Origin of the sequence: Treponema sp. B152, assembly GCF_024181665.1 — a bacterium.
Classification (GTDB): domain Bacteria; phylum Spirochaetota; class Spirochaetia; order Treponematales; family Treponemataceae; genus Treponema_B; species Treponema_B denticola.
The window spans coordinates 988,775-1,007,198 of the sequence record NZ_CP058668.1; the positions used below are offsets into that span (position 1 = coordinate 988,775).

Sequence of the window (18,424 nt, forward strand, 5' to 3'; positions counted from 1 at the left end):
TATGGAGGAATATAAAATGAAATTAGCATATCTGGCAATAATAACATATTGTGAAGAAGATAATAGTTATAGTATAGAATTTCCCGATTTGCAAGGCTGTGTTTCCGGAGGATTTTCTCTTATAGAAGCGATAGAGATGGGAATAGATGCGGCATCAGGGTGGATATTAACAGAAATCGAGGAAGGAAATGCTGTTCCAAAAGCAAGTGAACCTACAAAAATAAAACTACCTGATAATAAAAGTTTTATAAATATGCTTATTTTAGATATGGATTCGTATAGTGAAAAATATTCAAGCAAATGTGTAAGAAAGAATATAACGCTTCCAAAATGGGTGAATACGCTTGCAGAAAAAAATAATGTAAATTTTTCACAATTATTACAGAACACGATAGTAGAAAAATATGTAGGTGTTATGTAAAAGCGTCTAACACCCGCCTCAACGCTGACATTGCGGACAAGCCTTGTTGCAGGTTAAGCGGATGTTAGACGGATGCCTTGCAGCACGATAAACTGTAACTTAGAAAAATGTGATATATTTTTATAAATTAAGGCTTAAAACATAAATTAATAACTTCGGTTTTTGATTAAAGTTATGTTTTATCATAATGACTAATTGAGTAAGAAAAAGTAAACTTTTATCCAAGTGTTTTTTAACTTATTAAGGAAATCAACGAACTAAAAGTCCTTCGGACGGTCATAGAGAGCTCTTTATTCACAATTAGTAAAAAATATGAGAGTTTAATCCACTTGACATTTTATAAGTATTTTAAGATAATTATTTAGTAAAATATTACGAATATTAGAGGTGTATATGATTGCTATAAAACCTGTTTCGGATTTGCGTAATTATAATGAAGTTTTGCAGGATGTTGCTGATGAATCGCCGGTTTTTCTTACTAAAAATGGCAGGGGGTGTTATGCTGTGATTTCTATAAGAGATTACGAAAAATTGACGGCTACGCAAACTCTTTTTTCTGAATTGAAGAAAGGCGAAGAATCTGCTTTGCAAAATGGATGGCTGGACACAACACAAGTCAGAAAAATGGCAGGACTTTGATGTTTGAGATAAAGATTGCTCCGCAAGCGGCAGCAGATTTACTTGAAATCAAAGATTATATAGAGAATGAACTTCAAAATCCCATTGCTGCACATAACACCATTTCAAAAATTATAGAAACTTATGAAAATTTGACGGCTTTTCCAAATGTAGGGATTCCTGTGGAAAAATATGTTTCATTTCCTACGGATTATAAGTTCGTGCTTGCAAATAATTATTCAATATTTTATAGAATTGAAGACGAAATTATAAGAATTGTAAGGATTTTGTATTCAAGAAAAGATTTTGTTCGTATTTTATTTGGAGAGAATAGCAAATAGCGTCTAACACCCGCTTCAACGCTGGCAACAAGGACAAGCCGCAAATGCAGGTTAAGCGGTAGTTATGTGCACAACGCGAAGCGTTGGAGGTAAAAGATTAAAATGTCAAAAAGCATTCATACAACTTATAAAATATTTAAAAATAAATCTAAAAAAGAAATAATAGAAATGTGTGACTTAGAAAATCCTGATTATAAAGTTGAAGAACTAAGAAAAAAACAGCAAATAAAGAAAGAAGTCAAAATAGCTAGAAAAAATAATAAGAATAAAAAATGAAACTATTCTTAAATTTGTTGTAATTATATTAATTTTAATAATATTTATGTAAAAAGTAAAGAAGAAAAAGTAAATCAGCAAAATTTATTATATTTAACTACTGTTTCATTAGATGAAGGTCAAATGGCTATAGCTAGTTATATAATTAGTAGGAAAAGAGAATATGAATTTACTAATTATTTCTTTTTAATATATGATGCATTTACATCTAATAATAAAATTGCTTTAGTTGCAGCGAGTACATATTTAAATGATTTTAAATCAGATGATTTTAGGAGACAATTGTCAATAAACAGAACTATTATAGAATTAGCTACTAAAAGATATATAATGAAAAAAAATTAATAGTAAAATTTGCTATAATTATGTATTTTCAAGACTTTACTTTGGAAATGGAAAATATGGTCTTATTGATGCTGCAAAATGTTATTATAATAAGAAATATAGTAAATTATCAGAAAAAGAATTTATTAGTTTATGCTTATTATTAACAAATCCTGTTATATATGATTTTACTAATGAAGAAATAAAATAATATTCAGAAGAAAAAGTTAATCAAATATATAAGAAATTAAAAAAACACATAACACCCGCTTCAACGCTGACAAAAGGGACTATGCCCGTTTGCAGGTTAAGCGAATGTTATGTGTACGCCCCACTGGGGTGCCTGGTGAAAAAAAGAAAAATATTCGTTGCAAAAAAAAGTAATCAAAAAAATGAATTGAACTTTAGGGCAAGGACGAAGAAGCATTTTAAAATAGGTATGTTTAATGAAAAAAAATATCATATTATTAAGTATATTTATATTTTCACTCTTGGTTTTATATGCAAAAAGGACTCCGCCTCCGGAAATTCCATCGATAATTCATAATGGATACGAGTATATTGCAAATTATTCAGAAGGAATTTTTAAGGGAACCGGTCAGATTATTATTAAATCTATTAAAGACTCAAAAATAAAGAAAACAATATCAATTTATTCAATCTGGTATAATCCGTTTCTAGAAAAAGATGTTCAATGGATTTTTATTAAAGAAACAGAATTGATTGATAATGATACGATTCGTATTTATAATGAAAATGATGAAATTTTTGATTTGGAATTAATTAACTATAAGGTTAAGAAAATAAAGAAAACCACATAACACCAGCTTCAACCTTGACGAACGGGATAAGCTCATTTTCGGTTTAAAATAATGTATGTGTACAGTGCAGGTGGAATCTGGAGAAAAAATGGAATTAGTAATAAATAAAAAAAATATAAAATTTTTAATTATAAAAATATTTCTTTCTTTACTTTTATTTATGTTGTTATGTTGTTTGTGTTTATATATTATTTTGAATATATATATTAATAATAAAGGTATAAAAATAAAGTATGAAGATATAAAAAATGAAATTACAATTGAATTAACTGAAAAGCAAATAGAGATTGTAAGTTATATTTACACGAATAATAAAAATCCAAAATTAAAAAAACTTCTGTTAATTATGGATTTTGTTTCTTCAAAAAATAAAATGGCATATATAATGGCAACATTTTATTTTGCAAAGAATGATGAAAGAAATAAAAAAATTACAACAATGGATCGGAGAATTATAATTTTTGGAACTATGAGAAATATTGAAAAAAATATTGACTATAAAGATTGCTATAATTATGTGATTTCAAATGCTTATTTTGGAAATGGAATAATAGGGCTTGCTGATGCATCAAAATGTTATTTTGATAAAGATTATAATTGTTTAAGTAATGAAGAATTTATAAAATTAATACTAGCTACAATAAATCCAATTAAGTATAATATAGAAATTGGAAATAAAAGACTTATAGAAGAAAAAGTTAATGAAATTTTTAAGTGTATAAATGAATAACATATACTACCGTTTTCAAAGCCGACAAATGGAGTTATGTCCAATTGCAGATTAAGCGGCTGTTATGCTCACAGCCAATTGGCCGATTCAGAAAATGTGTAAGTGATTTTGTTGCTTGGAAATAAATGGTGCCAAATATAACTATCCGCATTTTTTATAGATGAGATTGTATACTTTTAATGGGGGGGATAATGAAAACAAAAGTAGTGTATGTAAAAAGTACTTTTCCGTCAGATATTGATTCTGTATTTAAACTATTAACCGATGTAAAAACTTTGCAATATATTGCGTCTCCGTATGCTTCATTTAAACTAATTGGGGACGACAAGGAACTCGTTTGGAGTGAAGGACGGACATTTTCGTTTTTGTTTAAAATGTTTTGCTTTATTCCTTATGGAACTCATACAATTAAGGTAATTAATTTTAATAAAGACGAAATTTATACAAACGAAAGCAATACACATGTACCTATATGGAATCATAGAATTAAATTGATTGATAACGGAAATGGAACAACGGATTATAGTGATGAAGTTGAAATTGGAGCCGGTTGGAAAACATTTATTGTTTGGCTTTGGGCTAATTGCTTTTATAAACATCGTCAAAGAAAATGGTTGAAACTTATAAAAATTCGAAAGGTAGTAAAGTAATAATGTTCTGTAATTTTTGTAAAGAGCTCAAGCTTATACACACCAATTTTTAGTTAATGCAAAGACATATAGTAACAGGTATAGCTTTGGCATTGATGATAGAGCAATTAATGAATATATAATATTTGGAGATAAATAAGTGGAATCAAATTATGTAATCCGTATGGAAGAGATTCAAGATTATACTGTTGTTGAAAATTTAACTAGAGATTCTTTCTGGAATGTGTACAGACCCGGCTGCATGGAACATTATATACTGCACTGTTATAGGAATAATCCCGATTTTATTTCGGAGCTTTCATTGGTTATAGAGATAAACGAAAAAATCATCGGGCATGTGATGTATTCAAAAGCAAAGCTGGCGCTTGACAATGGTGAAAAAGTTTCTGCATGGACTTTTGGGCCGATAAGCATACATCCGGATTACAGGCAGAAGGGATACGGCTTGAAGTTGTTAAAATATTCGCTTGAAAAAGCTAGAACAATGGGAATTGGTTTTGTTTGTATTGAAGGTAATATTGAGTTTTATCGTCATGCGGGGTTTGATCTTGCGAGCAAGTTTCATATTCACTATTATTGTGAGCCGAAAGATGCCGAAGTGCCGTATTTTCTTGTGCTGGAACTTATTCCAGGATACTTTAAAATGCATGGAATTGTAGAAGCAACTTATTGTCCTCCGAAAGGATATTTTGCGGCTGATGAGAATCCCTGCGATTTTGAAGCGTATGAATCGATTTTTCCTTATAAAGAAAAATTGATTTTACCCGGTCAGTTACAGTAAACTATATACAACTTATATAGAAGCGGTTATTTCGGTACTTTTATTGCTGAAATACAAATTGAATAGTAAGGTTGATGCTCAAAATTTATTGGAAAAATAAAATGCTGAAAAAAATTAATTACAAATTACTATAATTGTCCTAACATCCGATTCAATGCCGGCAGCAGGTGCAAGTCTTATTGAGATTTAAAACAATATTAGATACATAGTCCTGGAGGTTAAAATACAAAATGATATTTATAACAATATTTCTTTTATTGGCGATTTATTTTCCGTTTCTCTTTAATGAAACCAAAAAAAGTCAGGTATATTTTAACATAATTATAATAGTATCAAATATAGCTCTAATGTTTTTATCCATATTTTCTTTTTACCTAGTTAGAAGTTTAAGTTTTATTGGAGTGCTTATATACATTAATTTATCAATTCTGATTATACTTCTAAATATTTTATTTACAATAACAAATATTATAAAAACAAAAAAAATTGGAAAATTATTTTTTTTACTGCCAATTCTATTTTCCGCTTTCTTTAGTTTCCTAATAATAAAAAATCAAATATCTGAAAAAATTGCCTTAAAAATAGAATTTACAAAATATAAAAAAGAACTTGATAGATATATCGCTAATAATATAAAAAATGAAAATATAAGAATATTTGATAATTATGTAGGAATTATGTGGAATCCTGGGTTTTTAGATAATTATAGTGTTATAATTTATGATAAAAATAATAATTTAGATATTTTGTATAATTCATCTGGAGATACATTTGAAAATAAAGAAATATATAATGAATTTAAAAAAGCCTTTGAATATGAAAAAATTGTTGATATAATAAAAATTGAAGACAATTATTTTAGATGTAATATATATCAATAAAAGGATTGCGTATAGCTGCTTATGAGTAAAAGAATAGAAATACTAAGGTCGTTTTATGATGATATCGATGAAGACAGCAGGCTAAACAGAAGCCGTCAGGGACAGTTGGAGTATATCACTACAATGAACTATATTCATCGGTATGCAAAAACCGGAGCGAAGATATTAGAGATTGGTGCCGGTACGGGTAGATACTCCATTGCCTTGGCAAAAGAAGGATATAATGTCACAGCTGTTGAATTAGTAGAGACCAATCTTGAAGTGCTGAAAAACAACAGCGTCGGCATTGAAAATATTATTTCTTATCAGGGAGATGCATTAAATCTTGATAGATTTGAAGATAATCAATTTGATATTACATTGTTGTTCGGCCCTATGTATCATTTATATGATAAAAAAGAAGTTCATAAAGCCTTAGATGAAGCAATTCGAGTTACCAAAATAGGCGGAATAATTTTAACAGCTTTTCTTTCAGTATATGCCATTATGAATAATAATTACCTGAAAGAAACTCTTGCAGCAGGTATCGAGATGAACTTTGATGATAATTATAAAGTGAAACATTTTGAAGATCAGTTATTTACAGGTTATGATATCGTGGAATTTGAAGAGCTTTTTGAATCACACAATACAAAATATTTAACTACGGCAGCTGTAGATAATATTTTAGAAACGGCAGAAAGAAGAACTGATTTTAAAATGTCGGATGCAGACTTTGAGTTATTTGTTAAATATCACTTAGCAACATGTGAAAAGCGAGAGCTGCTCGGTTCTTCAAGTCATTTATTATATATATGCAAAAAAGAAAACTAAATTAATTTAGGTGTTAAATATGAAGCAATATACATCTTACCTTTTTGATATGGGTTCTACCTTATTGGAATTCCATAATCCAAAATGGAATGAAAGTGAAATACTTAAAAACGGTCATAACCGTATGATAGCTTATATTTCTAATATTTACGGTAAATTCATTGCCGATAAAATAGACAAAGAAGTTATTTTACCTTGGTATGACTATGTTGAAAAAGAGCGTAAAATTAAAAGACTGGAATACCGTATTTGTGAAGCCTTGTTTTTACAATTTGGAGAGTTGGGTATACATATTTCTTATAATGAAATTATTAAAATATTGAAAAAAGATTATCTTGATTTTTATAATTATGCTCATCCGAATGAAGGAGTGATTGATTGTCTTAAATTTTTAAAAGAAAAGAAGTGTAAAATCGGTGTTGTTTCAAACATTATGTATCCCAAAGAAATATATATTGAAATTTTTAAGAGAGAAGGGCTTGATTTCTTTATTGATAATTATACTTTTAGTTATGAAAATACTTATATGAAGCCTCATTCTTCTATTTTTTTACGAGCTCTTATGCCGCTAAATGCAAAAATTTCGGAAACGCTTATGGTGGGCGATAATGAAAAAGTCGATGTTATAGGTGCAAAAACTGTAGGATTAAAAACCTGTTTATACGATAAAGATAAAAACTATAAACAACATCAAGCCGATTTTTATATAAATAATTTTATGGAACTTATTGATAATTAAATAAAAGGTTAGATGAAATCTGAAAATATAATGGATGAAAGAGGCTTTATGAATTTACCGATTTTAAAAGAACAAATTTCACAATTTCTTGATAAAAACGGCCGTATTGTCAGGTGGCCCAAGAAAACTTATGACAAAATAAATGTCTTAAAATATTTGCAAGGCAAATTCGATCCTGATAAAAAATATTCTGAAATTGAAGTGAATGCAGTCTTAAAAACTTGGCACACATTCAATGACCATGCTCTATTAAGACGTGAACTTTTTGATAAATTTTTATTGGAGCGGACACCTGATTGTAAAGAATATTGGATCAATACCGATAAAATTATAATTTAAAAGATATTATTATGACTGATGAAGAAAAATTTAAAGTAAAAATCATTCAAGATGCGGAAAAATATGTAGAAAAAATATTTAAAGAAGATTTTAGCGGTCATGATTTTTTTCATACAATGAGAGTATTCCGTACGGCAACTTACCTTGCAGAAAAAGAAAATGCCGATATTTTTATTGTTCAATTGTCTGCCTTATTACATGATGTAGATGACCGCAAACTTTCGCCGCATACAACTGTAAATAAAGATAGAGCTGTTTTATTCATGAAATCTAAAAAAATAAGCGATGCTCTATGTAAAACTATTGTTTCTATTATTGAAGAAGTTTCGTACTCCGGTAAAGATTCTAATAAACCGTCTTCAATTGAAGGGATGTGTGTCCAAGATGCAGATAGATTAGATGCTTTAGGTGCGATAGGGATAGCAAGGGCATTTGCTTATGGCGGAAGCCGTCATAGACAAATCTATGATCCGTCTATCCGGCCCCGTATGGGTATGGGAAAAGAGGAATATCAAAATCATGTATCGACTACAATTAACCATTTTTATGAAAAGCTATTTTATCTTAAAGATTTGATGAGTACCGATACGGCAAAAAAAATTGCAGAAAAAAGAGAATCGTATATGAAAGACTTTATTTTGGAATTTTTAAATGAATGGGATTTAAAAGATATGTAAGCCTTACAATCAAATTCTGTTAATTTGATGGAGTGAATATGAAAAAAACATTTTTACTTTTGATTTTTTTTAGTTTGTGTATTATAAGTGTCTATTCTTATGAAGCAAAATTTATAAACCCGTTAAATGGAAATGTTGTTATATACAGAGGCGATGAGTATCATGGTAGTGGAAAATATTATTTTATTGAAGATAACAAAGAAATATTAATTATTGAAACGGAATGTTATTATGGACCGCAAGTGTTCTGGTATGGGAATGACATTATAGAAATATATATTCCCTTTGGAGCCCCTTTTAATGGTTCATATATCTATAATTCTAAGACAAAATCAATATCGAATTTTATTGAAAATGTTTTGACGGTGTTTCCTGATGATGATATTTTGATTTGCAGTGACGGTTTTGAAAAAGTTATTTTTATAGATATAGGTACTCAAAAAATTGTGCAGGTGATAAAAATAGATGAAATAACCGGATCTTACTTGTCGATTCGTGAAGCCTTTGATATAAAATTGATGCTAGAGAAAATACTGATAGGAATTTATATTGATCCTAAGTCATTGAAAGAATTTGAAACCGTGAAATATTATAGCTTTAAAAGAGAATTTTAATATAAGAGTAATTTAGTAGCTGCTATGTTAAAATTACAGTTTAAACAACTTTATTTTCTTTTATTGATACTAACTCTTAGCTTAATACTAATTATAATATTTACAAGTATTTACTTAAATAATAATAACAAGGGAGAATCTTATTTTATAGATCGAATACAGGATTTTGAAGTTTATTTTGTAAATAATAATTATATTTTTGTTAGCTTTTCAGGAAATGGATCCTTTCTTTATGGAGGAATAATACATAAAGATAAATTTAAAAATGAAGAAGATTTATATTTTGAAAATATTGAAAACCGTTTAAATAGTGAAGATGGTTATAAATTTAAGTTAAATGATTATCCAGATAATGCTGTGATACATATTGGGAACTATGATTCAGATAAAAATATAGAAATATTCTTTTATGAATTTATGGGTAGAAGTATTGAGCTTCCTATAGAAATTACGCCTTTAGGTAAAGTGCAAAAACAAGGTGTATTTAATAATGCTTTCCTTATTTTTTCAATAATAATGAATATGTTTTTTAGCTATATTTTTGTGTTTATTTGTTGTATTTTAGTATTAGCTGTTTTGATGACTCATATGGGTATAAAATTTTTATGGGTTATCAAAGAATAATATTTACCCATAAGAGTTTCAGTACTAATAAAGGAGTTGAAATAAACTGATATTTTTAATTATTTTTTTAAGTGTTGATTTTTTTCTTTCTCTGTTTTTAATGATTAGGGGTATCAAAAAATATATGATTTCACTTGATACCTGTTTTTTAAATATGGGATTAATAACAACGATTATATTCATTGAGATATTGGTAGGCATAAATTCATATTATTTGGATTTTGTTCTTATACCTATTATTGTTTGGGTTTTCGGTGCGTTTTTTTTGATCTATCTTGTAGTGTGTGAGCATAAAACCTATTCAAATGTACAAGAAATTATTGTTCATCTTAGTTCGACAGGAAGGCACGAAGGTCTTTGTGATGCTTTGTTGGAAGGCTTTATCAAATTTGGCACATGTATGCCTCCTCGTGGGTGGTATGGCTCTGATGAATACTTATATCAAAAAGCTTTTCTGGAATTTTCCAATTTGGATTTAACGGGAGAATCAGAACAACTGATTAAATTTCAAAAACCTATTCGAAAATCACGAATTATAATAAAAATATGGATTGCCTTTTTTATAGCTTTTGCCCTGCAAATAATTCCGGTAATAGTCGGGAGCGCAATGAAGAATAGTTAATAAAGTTTATAATGATTTATGCGACAGTCCATCAAAAAGAGAAAAGAAAGTGAAGTTTTCTCACGGATCTGAAAACCTGTAAGTCTATATCCAATATAGACTTATAAAAATGGGCAATACTGGAATCGAACCAGTGACCCCAAGCGTGTCATGCTTGTACTCTAACCAACTGAGCTAATTGCCCTTAATTTCTTTAAAGATAGTCAGATAATATCGTATTTTTGACTTTACGTCAAGCCCTTTTTTTGTTATATTATATAAGTTGCAGATTTTGTTCTGTAAATTCATAAATTTTAGGAGTATAACTAATGAACAAAGAAATAAGCTTTTTTTTATGTAAAGAGAAAAAAGGAACTATTATCGGGATTGACTGCTGTCCGGATACTGAGGTTTCATGCTGCGGTGAAAAGCTTTCAGCCGTTAAAATCGGAAGTGTTGATGCTGCAAAAGAAAAACATGTGCCTGTAATCGAAGTAAACGGAAACACCGTAAAAGTTAAGGTAGGCTCCGTTGCCCATCCTATGACCGAAGAACATCATATAGCTTGGGTATGCCTCAAAACGGAACAAGGCCTTCAATTTAAAGAGCTGCCTGTTACAGGTGCTCCCGAAGTTGAATTCTCCTTAACTTCAGATGACAAGGTCATTGAAGCTTACGAATTTTGTAATCTTCATGGCGTTTGGTCAGGCAAATAAGGCTTAAGTTTTTTATCGGCCTTCTAAAAGTAAAGGTTTATTTTTAGAAGGCCTTATTTGTGTTTGAGTGTGTAAGTTTAATTTTTAGGGGTTAATTTTGATTAAAAGAGTATTGGTTACAGGAGGAGCCGGATTTATAGGTTCCCACATCGTTGCAGATTTATGCGAAAAAGGCTATGAGCCCATTATTTTGGATGATTTTTCTAATTCTTCACCTAAAATAATTCCCGTATTGGAAAAAATATGCTCTAAAAAATTGGAGCTTGTACAGATAGATATAAAGGACAAGGAAAAGCTTTTTAACTTTTTTAAAAGTGCCTCTGTTGATGCAGTAATTCACCTTGCCGCATATAAGGCCGTAGGGGAGTCCGTAGAAAAGCCCTTAAAATACTATGAAAACAATATTTCAGGGCTTGTCAATCTTTTGCTTGCCATGCAGGAACACAAGGTGAAAAACTTTATATTTAGCTCTTCGGCCACAGTCTACGGCGACGCAAAGGTTGTGCCCATACCTGAAAATTCTCCTATTTCTGCTGCAAATCCTTATGGAAGAACCAAGCTTATGTCCGAAGAAATTTTAAAGGATACGGCCTTTTCGGATAAGGATATGAGTATTATTGCCTTGCGGTATTTTAATCCCATAGGAGCCCATAAGAGTGCCGATATAGGGGAACTGCCTTCCGGTATTCCCAATAACCTTTTCCCATATATCGCTCAAGTAGCTTTGGGCAAACTGCCTCATCTAAACGTCTTCGGAAACGACTATGATACCCCTGACGGCACCTGTATCCGCGACTATATCCACATTTTGGATCTTGCATCGGGACATACTGCCGCCCTGGAAAAAATTGCCTCAGGTTTTAAGGGCTTTGATGTCTATAACCTCGGAACAGGAATCGGTTATTCGGTTTTAGATATAGTAAACGCCTTTAAAAAAGCCTCCGGTATCGATCTTCCCGTTAAACCGGCTGCACGCCGTGCCGGAGATGTTCCACGTTCTTGTGCAAACCCCGACAAGGCCAACAAAGAGCTTAACTGGAAGGCAAAATACAATCTTGAAGAAATGTGCAAAGACGGCTGGGCTTGGTATAAAAAACACCCCGAAGGCTTTGTGTAAAATCACAGACATAATTATTTATCAGGCCTATTGACATTTTATGCGGTTTTTTGCTATACTTCCTCCCTAGTGTTTAAATTTGTTCGGTATAAACCCGTTAATATGCCGGCAAAAGATTTTTTTATGAGGTATAAAGATGTACGCACTTATTGAGTATAAAGGCAAACAGTATAAGGCTGAAAAAGGAGCAAAGCTCGTAGTTGATAAGCTTTCTGCAGAAAGCGGAAGCAAAATCGACATCGACACCGTTCTTTTGATCAGCGATGGAGATAAGGTTACTGTAGGAACTCCCTACGTAAGCGGAGCTAAGGTTTCTGCAACCGTAGGCGATTCTTTCCGAGAAAGAAAGATTATTGTTTACAAGCATAAGGCTAAAAAGAACTACCACAGAACCCAAGGACATAGACAGGCTCATACCTGTATTACTGTTGACAATATTGTCGGATAAGACAAGTGGTAAAAATTCGGCTTCTTTCAAATGCTGAAAACTGTTTTTCGGCCTTTGAGTCGTCAGGCCATGCAGGAGGCAACTACGCCGGCAGCGGCCACGCCGATTTTGGCGATAGTGACGGCAAGCCGAAAAAAGGCGGCAATATAGTTTGTGCCGCCGTTACCATTTTGCTTAAAACGGCCGTTTTAAGCTTAAGCTCGGCTCAAAAAGAGAGTTCAAGCTTAAAGGCCGAGATACGGGCTGATAATCCGGGCTATCTTTCGGCAAAGATAACAGCTTTTTCAGACAAAGATAGACCCAGATTGCAGTATTTACTGGAATTTTTAACAATAGGTTTAATGGCCATTGAGGCCGAATATCCCGATTGTTTGGATTTACAGATAGAGTAAGATTTTGATAATTTTTTTGGAGGATTATTATGGCACGTAAAAAGGGCGGCAGCGGTGCAAAAAACGGAAGAGATTCCAATCCTAAATATTTGGGTGTTAAAGTTTACGGCGGAACGGAAGTATCGGCCGGTTCAATTTTGGTTCGCCAGAGAGGTACTTCAATCCATCCGGGTAACAATGTAGGCTGCGGAAAAGACTATACATTATTTGCAAAAGCTGACGGTGTAGTTACCTACCATGAAAGAAAGGGTAGAAAACTCGCATCTATCGAAGCAAAATAATTTTGCCTTCGAGCTTAAAATGTATAAATCTGAAAGCCGGTTTTTGCCGGCTTTTTTTGTAGGAAAAAAGATTAATTATGGTAAAATTTGCAGATGAATCTAAAATAAGAGTTTCCTCGGGAAAGGGCGGCAACGGATGCATTGCCTTTAGGCGGGAAAAGTATGTTCCCATGGGAGGCCCCTCAGGAGGGGACGGCGGCCGAGGCGGAGACCTTATCTTTGAAATACGCCGCAATATGAGAACTCTGGTTCATTTGAGACATAAAAGAGTGTACAAGGCAAAAAACGGCGGAGGAGGGGAAGGCTCTCAACGTTTCGGTAAAAAAGGCGATGACTGCATAATACCTCTTCCTCCCGGCTGTGTTATAAAGGACCCTGACACGGGAAAAACTATTTTGGATTTTGGAGATGCTGAAGAAGGCCGCTTTGTTTTTCTCAAAGGCGGAAACGGCGGTTGGGGAAACTGTCATTTTAAGACCTCCACAAATCAGGCTCCTAAAACCGCCCTTCCCGGACAAGAAGGGGAAACAAGAGAAATAATCGTTGAGCTTAACATAATAGCCGATATAGGCTTGGTTGGTTTTCCCAACGCAGGAAAATCCTCTCTTCTCGACTATTTTACAAATGCAAGGCCTAAAATCGCTCCCTATCCCTTTACCACCAAAATTCCGAACCTCGGAGTTTTGCGTGTAGACGAAGAAAGAGATGTCATCATTGCCGACATACCGGGAATACTTGAGGGGGCTTCCGAGGGTATAGGACTCGGCATAAGATTTTTAAAGCATATAGCCCGTTCTGCAGGTCTCGCCTTTTTAATAGACCTTTCAGACGATAACTATTTAAGGGCATACGATGTTCTTTGTAAAGAACTGGAAAGCTATTCAAAAGAATTGGCCCAAAAGAAAAGAATTATAATTGCCACAAAATTGGATTTACCCGATACAAAAGAAAGATTTACTGAGCTTAAAAATGCAATCCCCGATCAGGAAATTTTAGGTATTTCGCTTTACAATGAATGGGGCTTGGAAGAGGTAAAAAAAGCCTTTATCCGCTTGGCCGATGAAATGCAAAAAACAAAACCGCAAAAAGAAAGTCTTGACCCATACAGCCAAAATAAAAATTTTATGACGGCAGAGCTCGATGATGTTTCTTACGAAGAAAAAAACGATGACGAACACTTCGGGGCAACGGTCAGCCTAAGCCGTAAAAGGAAACCTAAAAAATGAGATTGGCAATCTTAGGCGGTTCTTTTAATCCCATACATCTGGGACATTTAAATTTAGCTTTTCACTCTTATAAAGAATTAGCCTATGATAAGATTGCTATTGTTCCGGCCTATATTTCTCCTTTTAAAATTTTTTGTAAGGATACGGAAGTTGAAGATAGACTTAAGATGATAGACCTTGCTATTGCCGATAAACCCTACATGTACTGCGAACTCTACGAGATTGAAAAGCAGGGCGTTTCTTATACGATAGATACGATAAATTATCTTTATCAAAAATTTTCCGATATCGAAGGAAAAATAGGCCTAATTATCGGGGACGATTTAAAAGAGAATTTTTTTCGCTGGAAGGATGCAGAAGAAATTATAAAGAAGACCGACATAATTATCGGAAAAAGAACAGGCCTTAAAAGCTCTTTTGATCCCTTAAATACCGAACCGGCAAGGGCTTCCGTCAAGGAGCTTAAAAACGAAGTCTTAAATATTTCGTCAACCCAAATCAGAGATGCGGTTTTAAAAAATAAAGATTTTTCCTCCCTTGTGCCCAAGGGAGTTTACGATTACATTATAGAGCATGGTCTTTATAAAGAAAAAGGCGTTTCAGCTTTAGGTGTTTCGGATTTAATGGATACCTCCGATATTGAATTAAAAACACGAGAAATAGATCGTTTTGCAAAAAGCGTTTTAACCGAATCCCGCTATGCTCATTCCGTGCGTGTTGCAGAATATGCACGGCATCTTGCAAAAGAGTATAAAAAGGAAGGCGTATCACCGGCTCTTGCATATTTTACAGGCCTTGCTCATGATATCTGTAAAAAATGTTCCGATGAAGAGCTGGTAAAACTTGTAGAAGCTGACGGGCTTGGAATCGACAATGTCGAAAAGAACCGCTTAAATCTTTTACATGGAAGGGCTGCTGCCGTGGTTTTACAAAAAAAATTCGGCATCAATGATGAGTCCGTTTTAAAAGCTGTTGCTTTTCACACCTTCGGCTATGAAGGGATAGATGCCTTGGGAAAAATTATTTATATAGCCGATAAGATAGAACCGGGCCGTCCCGATACCGAAAACTTTAGGAATATGGTAAAATCTTCTTCTCTTAATGAGTTGATGCTTGCGGTCTTGGATTGGAACCTTGCCTATATCAAAAAAAAAGGAGCAAGTGTTCATCCCGAAACAAAAAAAATGTATGAGCAAATACAAAAGGAGCTTAAAAAATGAAAATAAAACTTATGGATACCGGAAAAAATATTCTATTCCTCTTAGTAATTCTTATCGTTTTGATTACCTCCTTTGTTTTGGTTCTTATAAAAATGCAAAGAGATACCGTTCAAGATTATCTTTCCTCCGATAAGATTTTAAAAGTTCTTTTGGTGGTTGAAGACAAGGGTATTCCGATTTCGATAAGTATACTGGCCTATTATCCTGAAACGAAAAGAGCCGCTATGTTCGATGTACCGGCAAATATAGGCTTAATTATTCAATCCTTAAACCGCACGGATGCAATAGGAGCCGTTTACACCGAAAAGGGTATATCGAGTTTTAAGGCCGAAATAGAAAAACTTGCAGGTATTTCCGTGCCCTTTTATCTTACATGTAATCTTGAGAACTTTTCTATGCTGACCGATATGCTCGGAGGTCTTTCCGTATTTATTCCTTCTCCGGTAGATATAGAGAACGATAATATGCATGTTCTTTTGCCGTCCGGTTCCGTTTCTCTTGATGGAGATAAAATAAGGGATTTCCTTGTTTATGAGGATGACTTGGATGCTGAAGGAGAGTCCGCTGCAAGAAAACAAAAAGCTGTTCTGGCTCTTTTTAGGGCTATAAACGATAATTCTCCTGAGATTTTTTCTAAGGAAAGGTTTTCGGTTTTAAGCGGTAATTTTAAATCGAATGTTGCCGGTTCCGATTTAAAAAATTTGCTTGAATCCATAAGCAAGATGGATTCCGAACGTTTGGTTCCGCAGAGGCTTACAGGAGCTGTCCGAATTATCGAAGACAAACGCCTTTTAACTCCGTTCCGGGAAGGTCAGCAGATAAAAGAAATTATCCGCCAAACAATTGCAGTATTGGCTTCCGATGATTCTTCCGCCCTTGAGCGGGTCTATGCCTTGGAAATTTTAAACGGAACGAATGTGCAAGGTCTCGCAAAGAGCACCTCCGAGCTTTATCAAAGCTTTGCCTATGATGTTGTCAGTATAGGCAACTCCGAGAATCCTGTGGCTGAAACGGTTTTGATAGATAGAATCGGAAACCCTTCAGTAGCTAAAATTGTTGCAAAGGTTATAAGATGTAAAAATATTCAGACTACGCAGCTTCCGGCTGAAGGGGAATACGGAAGCGAAACCAATGTTGACTTTACCCTGATTTTGGGTTCGGATTTTAACGGCTTTTTTGTTGTCGAGAAAAAAGAGGACAAAAAAGATAGCGATGAAAATGATAAGGATAAAAACTAATGATAGAAAATTTTGACTTTTATACTCCGGCCTTGGAGCTTGGAAAATTATTGCGCGATTTTAAGGGCGAAAATGTTGTTGTCTTGGACTTACGGGACAAAAATATTTGGACGGATTTTTTTGTAATTTGTACCGTAACAAGCGCTGCTCATGCAGCCGGTTTGGAAAAAAGAGTGTACGAATTTTTGCCTGAACACAATCTGGAAGAATATCATACCAAGCGTAAATCTCCTGACGGGGATGAGTGGAGGCTTATAGATTTGGGCGGTATTGTTGTGCATCTTATGAGCGAAACTGCCCGTAATTTTTACAGCCTTGAAAAAATTTGGTTTGATTCAAAAAATATTCTTGAAGACTAATCTTTCCGATAAGAAGATGTAAAAATGAACAAAGCAAATTGTTTTAAAACCTATGCTTCTCTTTTTGCAAGTTTTTTTAAGATAGGGCTTGTAACTTTCGGGGGCGGTCTTGCCATGTTGCCCATCTTAAAAAGAGACTTGGTTGATTCGAAGGGCTGGCTTACTGAGGATGAGATTTTAGATTATTTTGCAATAGGGCAGAGTACGCCCGGCGTTATAGCGGTAAATGTTGCCACCTTTGTCGGATACAAAAGGGCAGGGGTGATAGGTTCTATTTTTTCTACATCCGGAATTGTTTTTCCTTCCCTTATAATCATTAGCCTCATAGCCGCCTTTGTTTCAAATTTTAACGAATTAGCCTGGGTTCAAAAAGCCTTAAAGGGAATAAATGTTGCGGTTTCCGTGTTATTGGTAAAAGCGGTTTTTTCTTTTGGGAAAAAAACGGTTTTCGATCTATGTACATTTTTAATAGCAGCTCTTTCATTTGTTCTAATGTTTGCTTTTAAGGTGCAGGGAGTCTGGATAGTAATCGGCTCGGCCCTTTCCGGATGGCTTTTTCAAACAATCAAATCAAGTTGGCTTTTAAAAAAGAATAAGGGAGAAGAATTCTGATGAGTTTGATTGGTTTGTTTTTTTTGTTTATGTACATAGGGTTTTGTACTATAGGCGGAGGTCTTGTTGCTATTACCCTCATGCAGCAAGAACTGATTCCCCGCGGGCTCATAAGTTCCGAAGATTTTTTTGCAATGGTTGCTATTTCGGAATCTACACCTGGACCGATGGGGATTAATATGGCAACCTATATCGGCTATGAACTTTACGGTGTTTTAGGAAGTGTCGTTTTAACTACCGGCATTGTTCTTCCGTCACTGGTAGTTATAGTTTTGATAGCCCGCTTTGCTTCATCATTTCAAGAAAAACCCTTGGTAAAAAAAAGTTTTTACGGCTTAAGGGCAGGTGCTGTCGGCATGATTACTGTAGCCTGTTGGCAGGTAATAAATATTTCCATTTTAAATTTATCTGTTTTTAAAGAAAGCGGTAAAATAACGGACATTGTACATATAAAACAGTTCGTATTCTTTTGGTTCTTATTTTTTGTAAGTATTTTCTTTAAAAAGCTCCATCCTATAGTTTTGGTTGCAGCCGGAGCAATATTCGGTGTTCTGTTTTTATAAAA

29 protein-coding genes and 1 tRNA gene are annotated in these 18,424 nt (G+C 33.4%); 29 read left to right on the plus strand and 1 reads right to left on the minus strand.

Going from position 1 to position 18,424, the window contains the following annotated elements:
• Positions 1 to 16 precede the first annotated feature (16 nt).
• The 18 genes from HYB91_RS04495 (at position 17) to HYB91_RS04580 (ending at position 10,271) form a co-directional block, all read left to right on the plus strand.
• The gene (locus tag HYB91_RS04495; RefSeq protein WP_002678586.1) at positions 17 to 421 is read left to right on the plus strand and encodes a type II toxin-antitoxin system HicB family antitoxin; all 405 of its coding nucleotides are present in this window, start codon (positions 17 to 19) and stop codon (positions 419 to 421) included.
• Positions 422 to 814: 393 nt separating this feature from the next.
• Positions 815 to 1,060 carry a type II toxin-antitoxin system prevent-host-death family antitoxin gene (locus HYB91_RS04500; RefSeq protein ID WP_002669519.1) on the plus strand — a complete coding sequence of 82 codons (246 nt, stop codon included), beginning with the start codon at positions 815 to 817 and terminating at the stop codon, positions 1,058 to 1,060.
• A complete protein-coding gene (locus HYB91_RS04505; protein ID WP_002678585.1) occupies positions 1,060 to 1,380 on the plus strand; it encodes a type II toxin-antitoxin system RelE/ParE family toxin in 321 nt (106 codons plus the stop codon). The genes HYB91_RS04500 and HYB91_RS04505 overlap by 1 nt, the downstream gene beginning before the upstream one ends.
• 102 nt (positions 1,381 to 1,482) lie before the next feature.
• Positions 1,483 to 1,656: a hypothetical protein gene (locus tag HYB91_RS04510; protein ID WP_002678582.1), complete on the plus strand. Its 174-nt coding sequence runs from the start codon at positions 1,483 to 1,485 to the stop codon at positions 1,654 to 1,656.
• Positions 1,657 to 1,779: 123 nt separating this feature from the next.
• Complete coding sequence (locus tag HYB91_RS04515; RefSeq protein WP_002678579.1) at positions 1,780 to 2,001, plus strand: hypothetical protein; 222 nt, start codon at positions 1,780 to 1,782, stop codon at positions 1,999 to 2,001.
• A 64-nt stretch (positions 2,002 to 2,065) separates the two neighbouring features.
• The gene (locus HYB91_RS04520; RefSeq protein ID WP_252508211.1) at positions 2,066 to 2,191 is read left to right on the plus strand and encodes a transglycosylase domain-containing protein; all 126 of its coding nucleotides are present in this window, start codon (positions 2,066 to 2,068) and stop codon (positions 2,189 to 2,191) included.
• A 235-nt stretch (positions 2,192 to 2,426) separates the two neighbouring features.
• Entirely contained in the window at positions 2,427 to 2,801 is a 375-nt protein-coding gene (locus HYB91_RS04525) for a hypothetical protein (protein ID WP_002678577.1), read from the plus strand.
• A gap of 88 nt (positions 2,802 to 2,889) precedes the next feature.
• Complete coding sequence (locus HYB91_RS04530; RefSeq protein ID WP_002678575.1) at positions 2,890 to 3,531, plus strand: transglycosylase domain-containing protein; 642 nt, start codon at positions 2,890 to 2,892, stop codon at positions 3,529 to 3,531.
• Between the two features lie 191 nt (positions 3,532 to 3,722).
• On the plus strand, positions 3,723 to 4,181 hold the full coding sequence (locus HYB91_RS04535) for a hypothetical protein (protein ID WP_002678574.1): 459 nt from the start codon (positions 3,723 to 3,725) through the stop codon (positions 4,179 to 4,181).
• 139 nt (positions 4,182 to 4,320) lie between these two features.
• A complete protein-coding gene (locus HYB91_RS04540; protein ID WP_002678571.1) occupies positions 4,321 to 4,962 on the plus strand; it encodes a GNAT family N-acetyltransferase in 642 nt (213 codons plus the stop codon).
• Positions 4,963 to 5,192: 230 nt separating this feature from the next.
• Positions 5,193 to 5,843 carry a hypothetical protein gene (locus HYB91_RS04545; RefSeq protein ID WP_002694389.1) on the plus strand — a complete coding sequence of 217 codons (651 nt, stop codon included), beginning with the start codon at positions 5,193 to 5,195 and terminating at the stop codon, positions 5,841 to 5,843.
• Between the two features lie 21 nt (positions 5,844 to 5,864).
• Positions 5,865 to 6,656, plus strand: coding sequence for a class I SAM-dependent methyltransferase (locus HYB91_RS04550; RefSeq protein ID WP_002678568.1), 792 nt, complete (start codon positions 5,865 to 5,867; stop codon positions 6,654 to 6,656).
• Positions 6,657 to 6,675: 19 nt separating this feature from the next.
• Positions 6,676 to 7,395 carry an HAD family hydrolase gene (locus HYB91_RS04555; RefSeq protein WP_002678567.1) on the plus strand — a complete coding sequence of 240 codons (720 nt, stop codon included), beginning with the start codon at positions 6,676 to 6,678 and terminating at the stop codon, positions 7,393 to 7,395.
• A 48-nt stretch (positions 7,396 to 7,443) separates the two neighbouring features.
• The gene (locus HYB91_RS04560) at positions 7,444 to 7,734 is read left to right on the plus strand and encodes a DUF2087 domain-containing protein (protein ID WP_044910037.1); all 291 of its coding nucleotides are present in this window, start codon (positions 7,444 to 7,446) and stop codon (positions 7,732 to 7,734) included.
• Between the two features lie 11 nt (positions 7,735 to 7,745).
• A complete protein-coding gene (locus HYB91_RS04565; RefSeq protein WP_002678566.1) occupies positions 7,746 to 8,411 on the plus strand; it encodes an HD domain-containing protein in 666 nt (221 codons plus the stop codon).
• A 38-nt stretch (positions 8,412 to 8,449) separates the two neighbouring features.
• Positions 8,450 to 9,025, plus strand: coding sequence for a hypothetical protein (locus tag HYB91_RS04570; RefSeq protein ID WP_002678564.1), 576 nt, complete (start codon positions 8,450 to 8,452; stop codon positions 9,023 to 9,025).
• A gap of 24 nt (positions 9,026 to 9,049) precedes the next feature.
• Positions 9,050 to 9,649, plus strand: a complete 600-nt coding sequence (locus HYB91_RS04575) for a hypothetical protein (RefSeq protein WP_002678563.1) — start codon at positions 9,050 to 9,052, stop codon at positions 9,647 to 9,649.
• A gap of 100 nt (positions 9,650 to 9,749) precedes the next feature.
• The gene (locus HYB91_RS04580) at positions 9,750 to 10,271 is read left to right on the plus strand and encodes a hypothetical protein (protein WP_002678562.1); all 522 of its coding nucleotides are present in this window, start codon (positions 9,750 to 9,752) and stop codon (positions 10,269 to 10,271) included.
• Between the two features lie 110 nt (positions 10,272 to 10,381).
• Here HYB91_RS04580 and HYB91_RS04585 read toward each other — a convergent pair.
• Positions 10,382 to 10,455: transfer RNA gene (locus tag HYB91_RS04585), tRNA-Val, on the minus strand.
• A 124-nt stretch (positions 10,456 to 10,579) separates the two neighbouring features.
• On the opposite strand from HYB91_RS04585, the gene HYB91_RS04590 reads away from it, so the two are divergent.
• From HYB91_RS04590 to HYB91_RS04640, 11 genes are all read left to right on the plus strand, one after another.
• Positions 10,580 to 10,966 (plus strand): desulfoferrodoxin family protein, encoded by a 387-nt coding sequence (locus tag HYB91_RS04590; protein ID WP_002678560.1) that lies wholly within the window; start codon positions 10,580 to 10,582, stop codon positions 10,964 to 10,966.
• Positions 10,967 to 11,063: 97 nt separating this feature from the next.
• Positions 11,064 to 12,083 carry a UDP-glucose 4-epimerase GalE gene (gene galE / locus HYB91_RS04595; protein ID WP_002678558.1) on the plus strand — a complete coding sequence of 340 codons (1,020 nt, stop codon included), beginning with the start codon at positions 11,064 to 11,066 and terminating at the stop codon, positions 12,081 to 12,083.
• Positions 12,084 to 12,219: 136 nt separating this feature from the next.
• Entirely contained in the window at positions 12,220 to 12,531 is a 312-nt protein-coding gene (gene rplU / locus HYB91_RS04600; protein ID WP_002669481.1) for a 50S ribosomal protein L21, read from the plus strand.
• Positions 12,532 to 12,536: 5 nt separating this feature from the next.
• The gene (locus HYB91_RS04605; protein WP_002678555.1) at positions 12,537 to 12,923 is read left to right on the plus strand and encodes a ribosomal-processing cysteine protease Prp; all 387 of its coding nucleotides are present in this window, start codon (positions 12,537 to 12,539) and stop codon (positions 12,921 to 12,923) included.
• Between the two features lie 29 nt (positions 12,924 to 12,952).
• On the plus strand, positions 12,953 to 13,204 hold the full coding sequence (gene rpmA / locus HYB91_RS04610; protein ID WP_002669471.1) for a 50S ribosomal protein L27: 252 nt from the start codon (positions 12,953 to 12,955) through the stop codon (positions 13,202 to 13,204).
• A gap of 77 nt (positions 13,205 to 13,281) precedes the next feature.
• Positions 13,282 to 14,430 (plus strand): GTPase ObgE, encoded by a 1,149-nt coding sequence (gene obgE, locus HYB91_RS04615; RefSeq protein ID WP_002678552.1) that lies wholly within the window; start codon positions 13,282 to 13,284, stop codon positions 14,428 to 14,430.
• A complete protein-coding gene (locus HYB91_RS04620; protein WP_002678550.1) occupies positions 14,427 to 15,650 on the plus strand; it encodes a nicotinate-nucleotide adenylyltransferase in 1,224 nt (407 codons plus the stop codon). Before obgE ends, HYB91_RS04620 begins: the two co-directional genes overlap by 4 nt.
• On the plus strand, positions 15,647 to 16,888 hold the full coding sequence (locus HYB91_RS04625; RefSeq protein ID WP_002678548.1) for an LCP family protein: 1,242 nt from the start codon (positions 15,647 to 15,649) through the stop codon (positions 16,886 to 16,888). The genes HYB91_RS04620 and HYB91_RS04625 overlap by 4 nt, the downstream gene beginning before the upstream one ends.
• Positions 16,888 to 17,247 carry a ribosome silencing factor gene (rsfS, locus tag HYB91_RS04630; RefSeq protein ID WP_002678546.1) on the plus strand — a complete coding sequence of 120 codons (360 nt, stop codon included), beginning with the start codon at positions 16,888 to 16,890 and terminating at the stop codon, positions 17,245 to 17,247. The genes HYB91_RS04625 and rsfS overlap by 1 nt, the downstream gene beginning before the upstream one ends.
• 24 nt (positions 17,248 to 17,271) lie before the next feature.
• Positions 17,272 to 17,859 carry a chromate transporter gene (locus tag HYB91_RS04635; RefSeq protein WP_002678544.1) on the plus strand — a complete coding sequence of 196 codons (588 nt, stop codon included), beginning with the start codon at positions 17,272 to 17,274 and terminating at the stop codon, positions 17,857 to 17,859.
• A complete protein-coding gene (locus tag HYB91_RS04640) occupies positions 17,859 to 18,422 on the plus strand; it encodes a chromate transporter (protein WP_002669456.1) in 564 nt (187 codons plus the stop codon). The genes HYB91_RS04635 and HYB91_RS04640 overlap by 1 nt, the downstream gene beginning before the upstream one ends.
• The last annotated feature ends 2 nt before the right edge of the window (positions 18,423 to 18,424 follow it).